Here is a 15305-nt window from a genome sequence, read left to right as displayed (position 1 = left end):
AGCGCCGCCGCCCATCGTGACCATCGATGCCATGGGACGCCAACGTGCGATAGCCAGGCAGATCATTGACCAGAAAGCCGACTATGTCCTGGCGCTCAAAGGCAACCAAAGCGCGCTGCAGGAGGACGTCAGATTGTTCGTCGCCGAGCAGAAAGCCAGGGATTACGCGGACACAATGATCAGTCAGCATGAGTCCGTAGACGGCGATCACGGCCGGATCGAAACCCGGGCCACCACTGTCATCCATGACGTTGAGTGGCGCCAGAAACGCCATCAGTGGCCGGCGCTGAAGTCCATCGTCATCATCGATAGCACCCGAGAAATCGGCAGCAAGACCGAGCGCGAGACCCGCTATTACATCAGCTCGCTCGAACTGCCGGCCGACAGGCTGGGTTCGATCGTGCGCAGTCATTGGGCCGTGGAAAATAGCTTGCACTGGGTTCTGGACATGGTTTTTCGCGATGATGAATGTCGCGTCAGGACTGAGAACGCCCCGGCCAATTTCACCGCCATCAATCACATCGCAACCAATCTTCTGCGACGGCCAACAACAAAGACTCGCTTCGCTCAAGGCGAAAAATCGCCGCGTGGGACGACGACTTCCTCGCAAGCCTCATCGCATGCTGACGCCTTCACCCGATTCCCCTGCGCCTGAGCTGCTTCAGGCTTGTTTTCTGCACCATTTGCGCTTATGCGCGCCGCTTCGCGCCAGATAAGGGCGTGATTCCGCGCGGGAGGAAGGGGTGATGCCCTTCTGTTCGACCGCTTATTTTGAGGTCTTGCTGCACGGCGGGACCGACAGAAAGATAGGAGGCCATTATGGCTAAGAAGATCAGCGGCTATATCAAGCTGCAAGTTCCGGCAGGGACCGCAAACCCCTCGCCGCCGCTCGGGCCGGCACTCGGCCAGCGCGGTGTCAACATCATGGAATTCTGCAAGGCGTTCAACGCCGCGACCGATTCCCTGGAAAAGGGCACCCCGACCCCGACCATCATCACCGTCTTCGCGGACAAGAGCTTTTCGTTCGTCACGAAAACGCCCCCCGCGACCTATCTGATCAAGAAGGCCGCAAACCTCAAGTCAGGTTCGAAAGAGCCGGGCAAGATCAGCGGCGGCAAGATCGCCCGCTCGAAACTGACCGAAATCGCCGAGATCAAGATGAAGGATCTCAACGCGAACGATCTGGAACAAGCGACGAAGATCATCGAGGGCAGCGCGCGCTCGATGGGCCTCGAAGTGACGGAGGGCTGATCCGATGGCAAAGCTGACCAAGAAGCAGAAGTCCCTCGAGGGCAAGGTTGACAGTCTCAAGCTGCACACCGTTGACGAAGCGCTCAAGACCGTGCGCGAGCTGGCCTCGGCCAAGTTCGACGAAACGCTCGAAGTCGCTCTGAACCTGGGCGTCGATCCGCGCCACGCCGACCAGATGGTCCGCGGCGTCGTGACGCTCCCCGCCGGGACCGGCAAGGACGTCAAGGTCGCCGTGTTCGCGCGCGGCGACAACGCCGACAAGGCGCTGGCCGCCGGTGCCGACAAGGTCGGTGCCGAAGACCTGATGGAAGACATGCTTGCGGGCAACCTCGACTATGGCCGCGTCATCGCGACGCCGGACATGATGGGCATCGTCGGCCGCCTCGGTAAGACGCTGGGTCCGAAGGGCCTGATGCCGAACCCGAAGCTGGGCACCGTGACCCCGAACGTCGCCGAAGCCGTGAAGGCCGCCAAGGGCGGTCAGATCGAATTCCGCGTCGAAAAGGCCGGCATCATCCACGCGGGTCTGGGCAAGCTGTCGTTCGGCGAGGAAAAGCTCCGCCAGAACTTCGACGCCTTCGTCGATGCAATCGTCAAGGCGAAGCCCGCTGGCGCCAAGGGCAAGTACGTTCGCAAGATCGCCCTGTCGTCGTCGATGGGTCCGGGCGTGAAGGTCGATACGGCCGACGTGACCGGCGCCTGAGCGATACCAACTGATTTAGCGAAGGGCCGGGGGAAACTCCGGCCCTTTTCTTATCGGTATCTCGACGGTCAGAAGGTCTGAGCAGACCAACCGGAAATGTCCTGGCGCGCGCAAAGCCGCGCCTCCCCGAAGCCAGGCCGCAAAAAGGCTAAGCTTCGCCGCGCGTTTCGATCAGTGATGCTGCCAGCGCTTCGGTAGGGGATTTGCCGCCCCACAGCACGAACTGGAACACCGGGTAAAAGCGCTCGCATTCGTCGATCGCGCTTTCGATCAGCGTTTCGGTCATGTCGAGCGACAGCGATGCGTCGCTGCCGATCAGCATGCCGTGGCGGAACAGGATCGTGCCGCTGTTCGACCACAGCTCGAAATGGCCAAGCCACAATTGTTCGTTGATCAGCGCCAGCGCCTCATGCGCGACAGCGCGCTTGTCTTCGACCACGCGGATGTCGGGAAAGGCAAGCAGCTGGATGACGCCGTCGTCGGCGCGCCATACCGCACGCAGCTCATAAGTTGTCCAGCTACCCTGCGCCGTCGCGACGATCTCGTCCTCGCCGACCATCTCGTGCGGCCAGTCGTGCGCAGCAAAATAGGAGGACAGCATGTCCATCGGCGCGGCGTCCTGGCCGTCTTCGTCGTCGTAAATATCTTCGCTCATGCGGGCGCTTTAGCGGGGTTTGGCGGGAGTGGCGAGTCCGCGAATATCCGTCGCCCCCGCGAAGGCTGGCAGGCGCCACACGCCTCCTGACACCCTTCGCGGGGGCGACGCTTCCTTCGCTATTTCGCTTTCGGCTTTGCTGCGGGCTTGGCAGTCACAGGCTTCGCGGCCGCAGGCTTTGCCGCCGCGGTCTTCGGCGCCGCCGCAGGCTTCGCTCCGCCTTCCAGCTTGTCGAGCCGCGCCTTCAGCGCTTCGGTCTCGGCGCGCGCCGTCGCCGCCATCTGCTTCACCGCTTCAAATTCTTCGCGGCTGACGAAATCCATCCGGCCGACCCATTCCTTGGCACGTTCGCGCATTGCGGCTTCGGCCTCGCGGCCGGCGCCGGCAACGGTTCCGGCAACGCCGTTCACCATCTTGGCCAGATCGTCGAAAAAGCGGTTTTCGCTCTGCATCTTCAAATTCCTTTGTCGGACGTTCAGGCCCTTGCCGTCACCCTATCTGGGTGCTGGCGGCGGTGGGGACAAGGGTTTCGGCGTCGGGATTGCGCTGGTCGATTTGAAAATTCAGGATCGCGGCGAAGCTCAGCCAGACCATATAAGGGACGAGCAGCCAGGCCGCGGCCTTGCGGATCGAGGCAAACGCAAAGGTGGTGGCGATCGTCATCATCAGGATGAAGATGATCAGATAAAGCGCGCGCGTCACCTGATATTGGCCAAAGAACAGCGGCGACCAGGCGAAGTTGGCGATCAGCTGAACAAAAAACAGCGTCAACGCAAAGCCGCGCCCCTTGGCGCCGCGCGCGTGCAGGATCATTGCCAGCGACAGACCGAGCATGATGTAGAGGATCGGCCAGACCACCCCGAACACCCAGCCGGGCGGGGTGATCGCGGGCAGGTCAAGCGAGGCGAACCAGCGATTGCCGTAACCGCTGTTCGACAGCACGCCCATCAGGCTGCCGATCAGGACGATGGCGGGGACGGTCACCAGCGCCCAGCGCAGGTACGACATTCGAAGCTGGCCCGGTGTAGCGATCTCGGTCATGCACATGGTCCTTTGCGCGGGAATCGGCTGAGCAAGGATGTCGCGGCGGACGGGGCTGGCGTCAAGCGGCAGCTTTGATCGCGGCGATCAGAAATTCGACATTACCCTCCGGCCCGGTGATCGGGCTTTCGACGGTGTCAACGACGCGCCAGCCGCTGCGTTCCATCCAGCCGCGCACTTCTTCGCACACCCGCGCGTGGACCGCGGCATCGCGGATCACTCCCTTTTTGCCGACCTCGTGCCGCTCGGCCTCGAACTGCGGCTTGATCAGCGCGACGAGGCGGGCATCGTCTTTGGCAAAGCTCATCGGCACCGGCAGCACTTTGGACAGCGCGATGAAGCTGGCGTCGCAGACGATCAGGTCGACAGGTTCGGGGATGTGCGCGGCGGTCAGGATGCGCGCGCTCGTCTGTTCGTGGACGATGACGCGATCGTCCTGGCGCAGCTTCCACGCCAACTGGTTGGTGCCCGAATCAACCGCATAGACGCGCGCCGCGCCGCGGCTGAGCAGCACGTCGGTGAAGCCGCCAGTGGACGACCCGACGTCGATCGCGACTGCGTCCGTCACATCCCAGCCGAGGTGGGTGAGCATATGGTCGAGCTTGACCCCGCCGCGCGACACCCACGGATGGTCGCGGCCCTTGACGCTGATCTCGGCGTCGTCGGCGACCTGTTGCCCGGCCTTGTCGATCTTGCGATCGCCGACGAAGGCGAGCCCGGCGAGGATCAGCGCCTGCGCGCGCGTCCGACTTTCGGCGAGACCGCGATCGACGAGCAGCTGGTCAGCGCGCTGTTTGGCCATCAACCGCCCGCCTGTTCAGTCAGCATCCCCGGCGTCAAGATCTGCGGCAGGATGTCGGGCTTCGCCGCGCCCGGCGCATACCACAAATAGAGCGGGACACTGTTACGGCCATGCTCGGTGAGGGTGCGGGTGATGACGGGGTCGCCATTGGTCCAGTCGCCGACGAGCGTGACGACACCCACCGCGTCAAACGCATCCTGCACCGCCTCGCGGTTGATCGCCCCCGCCTCGTTCGCCTTGCACGACAGGCACCAGTCAGCAGTGAAATAGACGAAGACGGGCTTGCCGGTGGCGCGCGCTTTTGCGAGCGCATCGGGCGAGAAGGTCGAGCCGCTCGCCGCGGTCGTGCGTTCGGTGTCGGCAACTTCCGTGACGGTGCTGCCAAGGCTAACAACGAAAAGCAGCCCGGCCGCGATCAGCAGCCACGACCGCCGGTCGCCGCGCTGCATCGCGCCGTAGTGGGTCAGAAGCACGAGCGCCATGGCGACCGCGACGATCGGCCAGATCAGCTGCGACCCGCTGCCCAATTGCCGCCACAGCAGCCAGCCGAGCGCGAGCGCGGTCAGCCCCATCGGCAGTGCCATCCATTTGCGGAACCGGTCCATCCACGGCCCGGGCTTGGGCAGGCGGTTGCGCAGCGCCGGGACAAAACCGACCGCGAGGAAGGGGAGGGCAAGTCCAAGGCCGAGACCGCCAAAAATCGGGAGCGCCGCCCATGCGGGCAGCACCAGCGTCGCGCCCAGCGCCGCACCGAGCAACGGGCCGCTGCACGGCGTCGCGACAAAGGCGGCGAGCGCGCCGGTCCAGAAACCGCCCGCTGCGCCGCCCTTGTCGACCAGCGCCTGCCCGCCGCCGAACGATGGCAGGTCATAGGTGCCCAGCAGGTTGAGCGTAATCGCGAGCGCGAGGATCAGCAGCGCCAGCACGCTGACCGGATGTTGCAACTGAAACGCCCAGCCGACCTGCTCTCCGGCGGCGCGCAGCGCGAGCAGCGCGGCGCCGAGCAGCAGCGCGGTGACGATGGCGCCCGCGGTATAGGCGAGCGCCTCGACCTTCGCCGATCGCGCATCGCCGCCCGAGCGCGCAAGGCTGAGCGCCTTCAGGCTGAGGATCGGAAAGACGCAGGGCATCAGGTTCAGAATCAGCCCGCCGAGGATCGCGCCGCCGAGCGCGGCCCAGAACAGCCCAAGATCGATGGCGTCTGTCATTCCAGCGATCGCCTCACCCGCAGCTGGCACCGCTCCGGGCTCGAGATGCACCGAAAGCCCGCGCCCGTCGCCAAGTTTGAGCAGCGCCGCGACTGGCCCGGTGGCTTCACCTTTGGCGCGGGTCTCGACGATGAGGAAATCGCCGTTGCGACTGAATCTCTGCGGCGCGACATAATCGACCAGATTTTGCGTTTCGATAAAAATATAGGGTGCGTCGAGCGCCGACCCGGCGGGCAGGGGGATGGCAAAGCGCACGGTATCGCCGCGCCGCTCCCACGTCCCGCTGCGATCGAGCGGCTGCGGCAGCAACGCGCGCCAGCCATCGAAACGCGTGCGCGACGCGGCTGGAACGGCGCCATCGCCCGCTTTGAGCGCAACCGAAATCACCGCCTTTTCCGGCACGCAAACCTTGTCGGTGCAGGCGAGCCAGTTGGCGACGCCCGATAGCGTCAGGTCGGTGCCCGGCGCGATGCTCTGATCGATCTGCACGTCGGCGAGCAGCGCATAAGGATGCTCGTATACATGGTTCATCATGCCGAACAGGATCAGCGGTTCGGGGACCGGATAACGAAACGGCGCGACCGTCACGCCCTCCGGCAAATTCCATTCGACCGACAGCCCGAACCCCGCGTCGCCGCCATTGATCCAATAGCCGTGCCAGCCCTTGTCGGGGGTCATGGTCAACGCAAGCGTGGTCGCGCCGCCGGGCGCAGGCGCGGCGGATTCGGCGACCAGCTTCGGCTGGATATGCGTCGATTGCGCCCGTGCGGGGCTGAGCGCGAGCAAGGCGAACGCCAGCAGCGCGAGCACCGGGCGCCAAAGCGCTGTCACAAAAACGTCCTTGCCGCGATCCATGCCGGTTCCGCTGTCACCTGTCTCTCGAGGCTTGCCATATAGGCGGGTTTCGCCGAGAGGACAGCCCGCGCTGACACCCTGTGCAACGGAGACCGCCGCTCGTGACGCTGAAACATCTCAAAATCGCCCTGGCCGCTACCCTTTGCGTCGGCGGCGCCAGCACCGTGCTCGCGCAAAATTCAGCGCCGCCCGTCCCGAAAGTGACCGCCGCGACACCGCCACCCAAGCTGATTGTGATGGTCGCGGTCGACCAGCTATCGGCCGACCTGTTCGCCGAATATCGCGACAAATTCACCGGCGGCTTCGCACGGCTCGCATCGGGTGTGGTATTTCCGTCTGGCTATCAGGCGCAGGCCGCCACCGAAACCTGCCCCGGCCATGCGACGATCCTGACCGGCAGTCACCCGGGGCGCGCAGGGATCGTTGCCAACAATTATTTCGACCTCTCGGTCGCCCGCGAAGACAAACGCATCTATTGCGCCGAAGACGAAAGTGTCCCCGGCACCGCGTCGGGCGGCGGCAAATATGCGCCGTCGGTGAACCATCTCCTCGTCCCGACGCTCGGCGACATGATGAAAGCGCGCGATCCGAAGACGCAGGTCGTATCGGTCGCGGGCAAGGACCGCGCCGCGATCATGATGGGCGGGCGTCAGGCCGACGAATTGCTGTGGCTCGCGCCCAACGGCCTCACCAGCTACCGCGGCACCACCCTGTCGCCGACCGCAACGCAGGCCGGTGCGGCAATCGCCGCCGCGATCTCGCAGCCGCGCCCGGGGCTGGCGCTGCCCGCCGATTGCGCGGCGCACGACATCGCGATCCCGGTCGGCGACAAGGGCGCCACCGTCGGAACGGGCCGCCTGGCGCGCGATGCCGGCGACTTCCGGCGCTTCCTCGCGTCGCCCGAGGCTGATGGCGCCGTGCTCGCGACCGCAGCGGCGCTGCGTCAGGTGCGCAAGATGGGCGAGGGCAGCGCCACTGACCTGCTGATCGTCGGCCTGTCGGCAACCGATTATGTCGGCCATGGCGTGGGTACCGCGGGCGCCGAAATGTGCCTCCAGATGATGGGTCTCGACCGCGAACTCGGTGACTTTTTCGCGCGGCTGGATGCGACGGGCATCGACTATGTCGTCGCGCTGACCGCGGATCATGGCGGCCATGACATGCCCGAACGCAATCGTCAGAACGCCTGGCCTGCTGCCGAGCGCGTCGATCGCGCGCTCGCCCCCGACGCGCTGGGCAAGGCGGTTGCCGAAAAGCTCGGACTGCCGCAGCCCTTGCTCTATGGTGACGGTCCGTTCGGCGACATGTATCTGTCGAAGGCGCTGACCCCGGCGCAGCGCACGGCCGCACAGGCCGAAATTTTGGCCCGGTTGCGCGCGCATCCGCAGATCGAGGCGGTAGTGAAGGCGGATGAGCTGACGAACCGGCCATTTTCGAAACAGGCGCCCGACACCTGGACGCTGCACGACAAGTTGCGCGCGTCGTTCCATCCGGACCGGTCGGGCGATTTTATCGTGGTCCTGAAACCGCGCGTCACCCCGATTCCCGAATCGGGACTCGGCTATGTTGCGACGCATGGCTCGGCGTGGGATTATGACCGGCGGGTGCCGATACTGTTCTGGCGCAAGGGGCTGGCCGGATTCGAACAGCCCAATGCGGTGATGACGGTCGACATCATGCCGACGCTGGCGGCGCTGACCGGGGTGCCAGTTGATGCAGGTCAGATCGACGGGCGCTGCCTCGACCTGTTGTCGGGCGCCGACAGCAGCTGCCGATAGGGACTAGAAAAGAAACGAATATGACGAAGCTTTTGCGGGATTTCTCCGGTCGGTTATTGCTGGTCGGCTGTGGCAACATGGCGGGTGCGATGCTCGATCGCTGGCTGGCGGCGGGGCTCGCCCGCGCGCAGGTTGCGATCATCGATCCGGTTGCGACGCCGCGCGATGGCGTCGTCCAACACACATCGCTGGCAGCATGGCAGGCCGCGGGCGGTACCGCCGACTGGATCATGCTGGGTATGAAGCCGCAGCAATTGGGCGACGTCGCCGACGTGCTGGCGCCGCTGGCAACGGGCGGCGTCCATCTGATGTCGATCCTGGCGGGCGTGTCGCTGGCCGATCTCGCGGTGCGTTTCCCGGGTGCCGGCGCGCAGGTTCGCATCCTTCCCAATCTTGCCGCGCGCATCGGCGCGGGGGTGACCGCGGTGGCGACACTGGGTGACGCCGATGACGCGGCGATCGCGGCACTGCTCGATCCGCTGGGACAGACGGTGACGCTGGCTGACGATTCGACGATGGATCTGGTCACCGCCTTTACCGGCAGCGGCCCGGCGTTCGTCTTTCGCCTGATCGAATCCTACGCTGCCGCAGGCGAACGCCTCGGCCTGTCGGCAGAGGATTCGCTCGCACTGGCCACGGCAACTTTTGGCGGCGCCACGGCGCTGCTCGCCGACAGCGGCGAAAAGCCCGGCGTGCTGATCGCGCAGGTCGCGAGCAAGGGCGGCACGACGCAGGCAGGACTCGATGTGCTCGACAGCGACGGCCAGCTGGCGGCGCTGCTCACCAATGTGCTGCGCGCGGCGCGCGACCGCGGGCGCGAGCTCGCCGATCTGGCGCGCGGCGAGGGCTAAGTCGGATCGCGTCCCAGCCCCGCAATGCGTTTGCGGTCGCGCGCGGGGACGAGCGCCTCGCTAACGTGCCAGAAGCCGGTCACCGCCTGTTGTCCGGCGTGGGTGTAGGCGCGGCTCATCGTGTCGCGCAGCAGCGCGAAGATCGCGGTTTCGATCGTGCGCCCGGCGTCGGTCAGGCGCAGTTCCTTTTGCCGCCGGTCGCGATTGCCCGGCCGCGTCGTCAGCATGTCACGCGCTTCCAGCTCTTTGACCACCCGGCCCAGCGACTGCTTGGTGATGCCCAGCAGCGCGAGCAGGTCAGAAATCGTCAGCCCCGGTTGCCGCGCAATGAAATAGAGCGCCCGGTAATGCGCGCGTCCCAGCTCCTGCTCGGCGAGCTGCGCGTCGATCGACCGCCACAGCGACGCATGCGCGAAGAACAGAAATTCGATGCCGCGACGCACTTCGTCTTCGCGCAAGAAAAGGGCAGACGCAGCGGGTACTTGTGAAAGAAAATTTTCCTCAGCCATGGTCACTACCGTTGCGCGCGGCGCCCGACTTTGGCAAGAGGCGCGCTCCATAGACCGCTCAGCCACAGGTGTTTTTGCATGTCCGCTCCCGCTTTTACCCATCTGCCGCACCCCAATCGCGTGGCGGACGATGTACGCGCGGCAGCGATTGCCGATCCGGCGTTCGGGCGCGTCTTTACCGACCATATGGTGTCGATCCGTTATACCGAGGGGCAGGGCTGGCACGACGCGCAGGTGATGCCGCGCGGCCCGCTAACGCTCGATCCCGCGACCGCAGTGCTCCATTATGCGCAAGAGATTTTTGAGGGGCTGAAGGCCTACCGGCTCGACGACGGGTCGATGGCGCTATTCCGGGTTGAGGCAAACGCCGCGCGCTTCAACGCCAGCGCGCGCCGCATGGCGATGGCCGAAATGCCCGAGGAGCTGTTTATCGCCGCGGTGAAGGAAGCCGTCGCCGCCGACGCCGCCTGGTTCCCGCCGGTCGATGGCGGCGCGCTGTACTTACGCCCCTTCATGTTCGCGAGCGAGGTGTTCCTGGGGGTGAAGCCCGCCGCCGAATATCAGTTCCTCGTCATCACCTCGCCGGTGGGCAATTATTTCAAATCGGGCGCCCCGGCGATCTCGTTGTGGGTGTCGGAAGATTACACTCGCGCCGCGCCGGGCGGCACCGGCGCCGCCAAATGCGGTGGCAATTATGCCTCCAGCCTGATCGCGCAGCGCGAGGCGATCGCCAAGGGGCACGATCAGGTCGTTTTCCTCGACGCCGCCGAACATCGCTGGATCGAGGAACTGGGGGGCATGAACATGTTCTTCGTGTTCGACGACGGCAGCATCGTCACCCCGCCGCTGACCGGCACGATCCTGCCCGGCATCACCCGCGATACCATCATCACTTTGGCGCGCGACGCCGGGCTGATGGTGCGCGAGGAACCCTATGCGATCGACCAGTGGCAGGCCGATTCGGAGAGCGGTAAGCTGACCGAAAGCTTCGCTTGCGGCACGGCGGCGGTGGTGACCCCGGTGGGCAAGGTCACGCGGGGCGACAACAGCTTTACCATCGGCGCCGGTGGTCCGGGGCAGGTCACCGGTATGCTGAAAGACAAGCTGGTCGACATCCAGCGCGGCCGCGCCGCCGATCCGCACGGCTGGGTGACGCGGCTCTAAGGGGCGCCTTGCCAACAGGGGCCGAAGCGCTATAGAGCGCCCTCGCACCGGCCCGTTGGGGCGTCGCCAAGTGGTAAGGCAGCGGCTTTTGATGCCGCCATTCGCAGGTTCGAATCCTGCCGCCCCAGCCAGCCGGTGCTTAAGTTACTGCCACTTAACGCTTTTTTCTCGGCGCCCGAAGCTAGGTGGGGTTTTGCTACAGAACCCTGCTACAGAGCCGGGGCTATGTGGGCATGGGATCGATTCCGAATACGATACGGCGCGGGGGTATTTTCTACTTTCGGCGCGCGGTGCCAGTCGCCCTTCAACGACTATTCAACCGGTCTGAGCTTACATGCAGCCTGCGAACCGCCGACGTGGTCCTCGCCCGCCGCTTGTCGCGGTGCCTCTATGTCTGCTCCGAGGAGTTGTTCGATGCCGTCAGAACCGCACCCATGTTGAGCGACGAGGATATCGCCGCGCTGGTAAAGGACTTTTACAGCTCAATCCTGGCGCAGGATGAGACTGTCCGGTTGATGCGTGACGATCCAATCCCCGAGGAACGGCGCACCCACTACATCGAACATTATCGCCAACTAGCGGAGCGCTCCCGGATTGATCTTGCCAACAGCGCCTTCGGATCGGTGCGATCGATCACCAGCACCATGCTTGCCCGGCGCTTTGGTCAAGACGTGCAGGTCGAAAAGATGGATGCTCGCCGCGTGTCACATGCTATGCTTCGTGCCGGAATCGAAGTGGCCGAAGCGCTGAAGGCGCGGGCCGAGGGTGATTTCAGCTACGAACCCAAAGACAAGTTGCTCGTGGCTGTCTTGCAGGGCCCAGTAGAACCGCCTCAGGCATCCGTGCAGCCCTCTGATCCCTTGCCGATAGTTCCTCCCGCTCCAGCAGGCCCGCCGTTCAGCGAGGAAGCGGAAACCTTTCGGGAAGCACAGTTGCGCCGAAAGGTCTGGGAGCAGCAGACCGGCCTGCAGGCGCGCAAAACCTATGCCCTGTTTGCCGAATATTTCGGCGACCGGCCGCTCGCAAACTTCACACGCCGCGATGCCGCTCGCTTCAAGGAGCTACTGGAGGATCTTCCTGCCAACTACGGTAAAGCCGCCGAATATCGCGGGGTCAAAGCCGAGCAGGTGGTTGAGCGATCCAAGTCACTTGACGTCCAGCGCCTGTCTCCGCGCACTGTGCAGCGGCACTTCGCTGCACTCGCCTCGCTCTGGGCGTCCGTCATCGAACATGGGCGGGCCGATACCAACATCTTCGCTGACTGGAAGTTCGCCGCCAGCAAACGGGCGCGCGACCAACGCCAGATGTGGGAAAAGGACGAGCTTGAAGCGCTGTTTTCCTCGCCGGTCTGGACGGGCTGTCAATCCGCCAATCGCCGATCGAAGCCCGGCTCAGTCATCCTGCGCGATGAGAAGTTCTGGCTTCCCCTGATCGCCGTCTTCTCTGGCATGCGCCAGGAAGAGATTTGCCAGCTGCGCCTGACGGACGTTCGCCAGGTAGAAAGCATCTGGATCTTTGATTTGAACATGCGCACGGGTCAGCAACTCAAGAACGCCAACGCGATTCGCCAGGTGCCCGTCCATGCCGAACTCATCCGGCTCGGCTTCCTCACCTATGCTGATGAGCAACGGAAAGTCGGCAAGGACCTGCTCTTTGCCAATTTGCAGCCTGGCGGAGCGGACGACCGCCTCGGACACAATTATTCGAAGTGGTTCAGCCGATACCGCCGGGAAACCGGCCTATTTGTGCCCGGGCGGGATTTCCATTCTTTCCGCCATAGCGCCACCACCTTCATGTCGCGGGCCAGCGTACAGCATTCCGTCATTGACGCGGTAACCGGGCACGCGACGGCTGGGGAGACAGCTCGCTATGACAAGGGCCTGACGGTGTCGAACCTGAAGGAGGCAATCGATACCATCGAAATCGGCGTCGACCTTTCACGCCTTTATGTGCCCGCATGATGGCGCCCCGGCTCGGCGCACCAATTCATCGGAAATGAAGGCGGACCTAATTATTGAAAAGATCGGCACATCGCTCAGGGAATGACGCCCTGATCGGCCCTGTAGTGATGCGCGCGCGCAGCTATATTCCTTACCCCTTCCCCTTATAACCTTTCTATCTAACTATCTGAAATACTTTGTGTCTGTCTGTGAAACAGACACGCTTTCTCTCTGCCTTTGCGTTCCGGTGAAATCCATTGAGAGAAGGAGTATGACGGATGAGGTTCCAAAAAATGCCCAAGGCTGAGGCCCGCCCAAATGACACGCCAGCGATGCGCGAGGCCATCGACCTGCTCATCGAGAAGGGCATTGACGTCCGCCGCCCGGCCAACAGCGACCACCAGCTCAAGCTGGACGGGCAGACAAGCTATTTTCCTACAAAAGGAACTTTGTACATTGATGGCGAGCAGCAGGCACGACCCGAGCGCGGTCTGCAGGCGCTGGAGAAATGGATCGCCCAGCACGCGGCGCTATTGTCGTTCGGCTGATCCTGCCGCTGGCGCAGGCCGGTCCTGCTAATTTCGCTCCCCCAATCGTGAATCCTTCCTGTGCCCCCGCATCCAAGCGGCTGGCGCAGGAGGAATTTCATGATCCCTGTCGATAACAAGCCGATTACCCAGTTGCCGATCGTCCCAACCGCCGTGCTGATGAAACACCGCGCCTTCGAGGAATTCGACAATCGCTTCCGTTCCTGCGCGCGTCTTCTGCAAAGTCTTTGGCGCCAGAGCCAGAAGTTGCCGATTGGCACTTTCACCCCCAGGTTTGGTCGGAAACGCACCATCGGTTCGCTGATCTCGACCGCCGCTGGCACCGAGGGCCGCAACTTCCTCACACCCGCGATTGCTGAAGTCGCTCGGCTTGAGGCGGCATATCAGGAACCCAACGCACTGATCGACCAGAACCGGCTGTTCTGTAACCTGCTTTCGTCCATGCCCTTGGCTTTCAACGCCTGCGCCCCGCTACGCCAGGACCGCGACCTCGCCGCCCGCGTGCTTCGGTCGATCATCCCCGGCATCGACCTCAAGGTCGTTTGCGACATACTCTTCGAGCACAGTCCCGGACGCCAGGACCCGACCCTGACCGGCGACCGCAGTGCTTTCGACGTCGCTTTTATCTACGAGCGCAGCGACGGCCAGCGCGGTTTCATCGGGATCGAATGCAAGTATACCGAGACGGGCAACGAACCCGCGCCGCCGGAACTCAACCCGCGCTACACTGACCTCGCCCATTCCTCAGGGCTCTTCAAGGAACCCGACCACGCCGCGCTGCGCGTCAATCCGTTCCAGCAGCTGTTTCGTGAGCACCTGCTCACACAGGCCGCCGTCATGCGCGGCGACTACGCCGAGGCTTATTTCGTCCTGGTCGCACCACGCCTCAATCACCTCGTCCAGAACAGCGCCGCGCTCTACGCCTGCTTCCTCACCAAGCCGACCGAGGGCCAGGTGCCATTCGTCAACGTCCACCTTGAGCAGCTGGTTGACGCCTATGGCTGGGCCGGTGCCTACGACCACGCCGCCGCACTTCACGAGCGCTATCTTGACTGGAGCAAGGTCGACGAAGTTGTCCGCGACGCTGTCAAGGCAAAGGCCGAAGTCTGGCCGACGGAAAAGGGCGAAGAGCCCAAGACCGCCACCGTCCGGATCCCGAAATCGAAGGCAGCGTGACATGAACCGCCCCGCCTTCATCGATGAAGCAGCCTTCACCCAGCTCCTCGCCAACGGTCACCGGACCGCGGGCGGCGATCACATCGACCCGCAACCCGTGCTCAAGCTTTTCACGCCCGATGCCAGTGCTACCTGGCTCCTCACCGAAGTCGATCCCGACGACGAAGATCTCGCGTTCGGCCTTTGCGATCTCGGACTGGGGATGCCCGAGCTTGGCTGGGTCCGGCTCAGCGAAATGGCGGCGTTTCGCAGCCCGCGCGGCCTTCGGATCGAACGCGACGAGCATTTTACACCCGACAAGCCGTTATCGGCCTTTGCCGCCGACGCTCGCTCGGGGGGCCGGATCAGGGCTTAGAGCGAGACGAGGAGATTTGCGGCGGCGGAACCAAAAGCTCGGCAGTCGTCACACTGAGCGCAGTAGCGAGCTTTTCCAGCACATCGACGCTGGCTGCATAGACGGACCGTTCGAGAGCGCTGATATAAGTTCGATCAAGGTCCGCGCGATGCGCCAGCTCTTCCTGCGACAGCTCGTTGGACTGGCGTAAGCGCCGCATATTCGCCGCAAGGAGGTCGCGCACCTTCATGGCACGGAAATGCCATCATTGATGAGTATTCAACCACGGAATATACTACACAATAACGCCGACATTTTGGCCGCCGCGGGCTATAGTCGAAACTTCACATGGCACATGCGTTTTGCAGAGGGGGGAGTATATGGGCGATCATCTTGAAGCCTTGGAGCGACTTGCGCGAAATGCGTGGCGAGGGGGCTTACCGCCGATCGCAGACGAAAATCGCCATTCGTTGTTAAACGCGGGCTCTTC

The 15305-nt window shown here is 63.8% G+C and carries 17 protein-coding genes, 1 tRNA gene and 1 pseudogene; 12 read left to right on the top strand and 7 right to left on the bottom strand.

Annotated features, from left to right (window positions below; translation table 11 throughout):
• The first annotated feature begins 16 nt into the window (after positions 1-16).
• From CDQ92_RS10770 to rplA, 3 genes are all read left to right on the top strand, one after another.
• A complete protein-coding gene (locus CDQ92_RS10770) occupies positions 17-655 on the top strand; it encodes an ISAs1 family transposase (RefSeq protein WP_144035746.1) in 639 nt (212 codons plus the stop codon).
• A 164-nt stretch (positions 656-819) separates the two neighbouring features.
• The gene (gene rplK / locus CDQ92_RS10765; RefSeq protein ID WP_088441337.1) at positions 820-1251 is read left to right on the top strand and encodes a 50S ribosomal protein L11; all 432 of its coding nucleotides are present in this window, start codon (positions 820-822) and stop codon (positions 1249-1251) included.
• A 4-nt stretch (positions 1252-1255) separates the two neighbouring features.
• Positions 1256-1954 (top strand): 50S ribosomal protein L1, encoded by a 699-nt coding sequence (gene rplA, locus CDQ92_RS10760; protein WP_088441336.1) that lies wholly within the window; start codon positions 1256-1258, stop codon positions 1952-1954.
• Between the two features lie 148 nt (positions 1955-2102).
• Here rplA and CDQ92_RS10755 read toward each other — a convergent pair whose 3' ends face one another.
• The 5 genes from CDQ92_RS10755 to CDQ92_RS10735 form a co-directional block, all read right to left on the bottom strand.
• Positions 2103-2609, bottom strand: a complete 507-nt coding sequence (locus CDQ92_RS10755) for a type III secretion system chaperone family protein (RefSeq protein WP_088441335.1) — start codon at positions 2607-2609, stop codon at positions 2103-2105.
• Positions 2610-2728: 119 nt separating this feature from the next.
• Positions 2729-3061, bottom strand: coding sequence for an accessory factor UbiK family protein (locus CDQ92_RS10750; protein WP_088441334.1), 333 nt, complete (start codon positions 3059-3061; stop codon positions 2729-2731).
• A gap of 37 nt (positions 3062-3098) precedes the next feature.
• On the bottom strand, positions 3099-3650 hold the full coding sequence (locus tag CDQ92_RS10745) for a TspO/MBR family protein (RefSeq protein ID WP_088441333.1): 552 nt from the start codon (positions 3648-3650) through the stop codon (positions 3099-3101).
• Positions 3651-3711: 61 nt separating this feature from the next.
• Positions 3712-4452 carry a TlyA family RNA methyltransferase gene (locus tag CDQ92_RS10740; protein ID WP_088441332.1) on the bottom strand — a complete coding sequence of 247 codons (741 nt, stop codon included), beginning with the start codon at positions 4450-4452 and terminating at the stop codon, positions 3712-3714.
• A complete protein-coding gene (locus CDQ92_RS10735; RefSeq protein WP_088441331.1) occupies positions 4452-6515 on the bottom strand; it encodes a protein-disulfide reductase DsbD family protein in 2064 nt (687 codons plus the stop codon). The genes CDQ92_RS10740 and CDQ92_RS10735 overlap by 1 nt, the downstream gene beginning before the upstream one ends.
• Before the next feature lie 101 nt (positions 6516-6616).
• Here CDQ92_RS10735 and CDQ92_RS10730 point away from each other — a divergent pair, with 101 nt between their 5' ends.
• Positions 6617-8293 (top strand): alkaline phosphatase family protein, encoded by a 1677-nt coding sequence (locus CDQ92_RS10730; RefSeq protein ID WP_229667017.1) that lies wholly within the window; start codon positions 6617-6619, stop codon positions 8291-8293.
• A 20-nt stretch (positions 8294-8313) separates the two neighbouring features.
• Complete coding sequence (gene proC / locus CDQ92_RS10725) at positions 8314-9144, top strand: pyrroline-5-carboxylate reductase (protein WP_088441330.1); 831 nt, start codon at positions 8314-8316, stop codon at positions 9142-9144.
• Here proC and CDQ92_RS10720 read toward each other — a convergent pair.
• Positions 9141-9653 (bottom strand): MarR family winged helix-turn-helix transcriptional regulator, encoded by a 513-nt coding sequence (locus tag CDQ92_RS10720; RefSeq protein WP_088441329.1) that lies wholly within the window; start codon positions 9651-9653, stop codon positions 9141-9143. The genes proC and CDQ92_RS10720 overlap by 4 nt on opposite strands.
• Positions 9654-9731: 78 nt before the next feature.
• On the opposite strand from CDQ92_RS10720, the gene CDQ92_RS10715 reads away from it, so the two are divergent.
• The 7 genes and pseudogenes from CDQ92_RS10715 (at position 9732) to CDQ92_RS10690 (ending at position 14836) form a co-directional block, all read left to right on the top strand.
• Entirely contained in the window at positions 9732-10817 is a 1086-nt protein-coding gene (locus CDQ92_RS10715) for a branched-chain amino acid aminotransferase (protein WP_088441328.1), read from the top strand.
• A gap of 56 nt (positions 10818-10873) precedes the next feature.
• Positions 10874-10948 (top strand) — tRNA-Gln (locus CDQ92_RS10710).
• A gap of 102 nt (positions 10949-11050) precedes the next feature.
• A pseudogene (locus CDQ92_RS21970) lies at positions 11051-11233 on the top strand (DUF6538 domain-containing protein); the annotation flags it as partial.
• A gap of 18 nt (positions 11234-11251) precedes the next feature.
• On the top strand, positions 11252-12778 hold the full coding sequence (locus CDQ92_RS10705) for a site-specific integrase (RefSeq protein ID WP_158213823.1): 1527 nt from the start codon (positions 11252-11254) through the stop codon (positions 12776-12778).
• 257 nt (positions 12779-13035) lie between these two features.
• On the top strand, positions 13036-13305 hold the full coding sequence (locus CDQ92_RS10700) for a hypothetical protein (RefSeq protein WP_144035745.1): 270 nt from the start codon (positions 13036-13038) through the stop codon (positions 13303-13305).
• Between the two features lie 99 nt (positions 13306-13404).
• The gene (locus CDQ92_RS10695) at positions 13405-14481 is read left to right on the top strand and encodes a PGN_0703 family putative restriction endonuclease (RefSeq protein WP_088441325.1); all 1077 of its coding nucleotides are present in this window, start codon (positions 13405-13407) and stop codon (positions 14479-14481) included.
• 1 nt (position 14482) lies between these two features.
• Positions 14483-14836: a DUF2958 domain-containing protein gene (locus CDQ92_RS10690; RefSeq protein ID WP_088441324.1), complete on the top strand. Its 354-nt coding sequence runs from the start codon at positions 14483-14485 to the stop codon at positions 14834-14836.
• Here CDQ92_RS10690 and CDQ92_RS10685 read toward each other — a convergent pair.
• Positions 14826-15065 carry a helix-turn-helix domain-containing protein gene (locus tag CDQ92_RS10685; protein WP_088441323.1) on the bottom strand — a complete coding sequence of 80 codons (240 nt, stop codon included), beginning with the start codon at positions 15063-15065 and terminating at the stop codon, positions 14826-14828. The genes CDQ92_RS10690 and CDQ92_RS10685 overlap by 11 nt on opposite strands.
• Positions 15066-15305: the final 240 nt, after the last annotated feature.

The organism is Sphingopyxis bauzanensis (assembly GCF_002205675.1).
Classification (GTDB): domain Bacteria; phylum Pseudomonadota; class Alphaproteobacteria; order Sphingomonadales; family Sphingomonadaceae; genus Sphingopyxis; species Sphingopyxis bauzanensis.
This window is presented reverse-complemented; position numbering and strand designations above follow the sequence as displayed.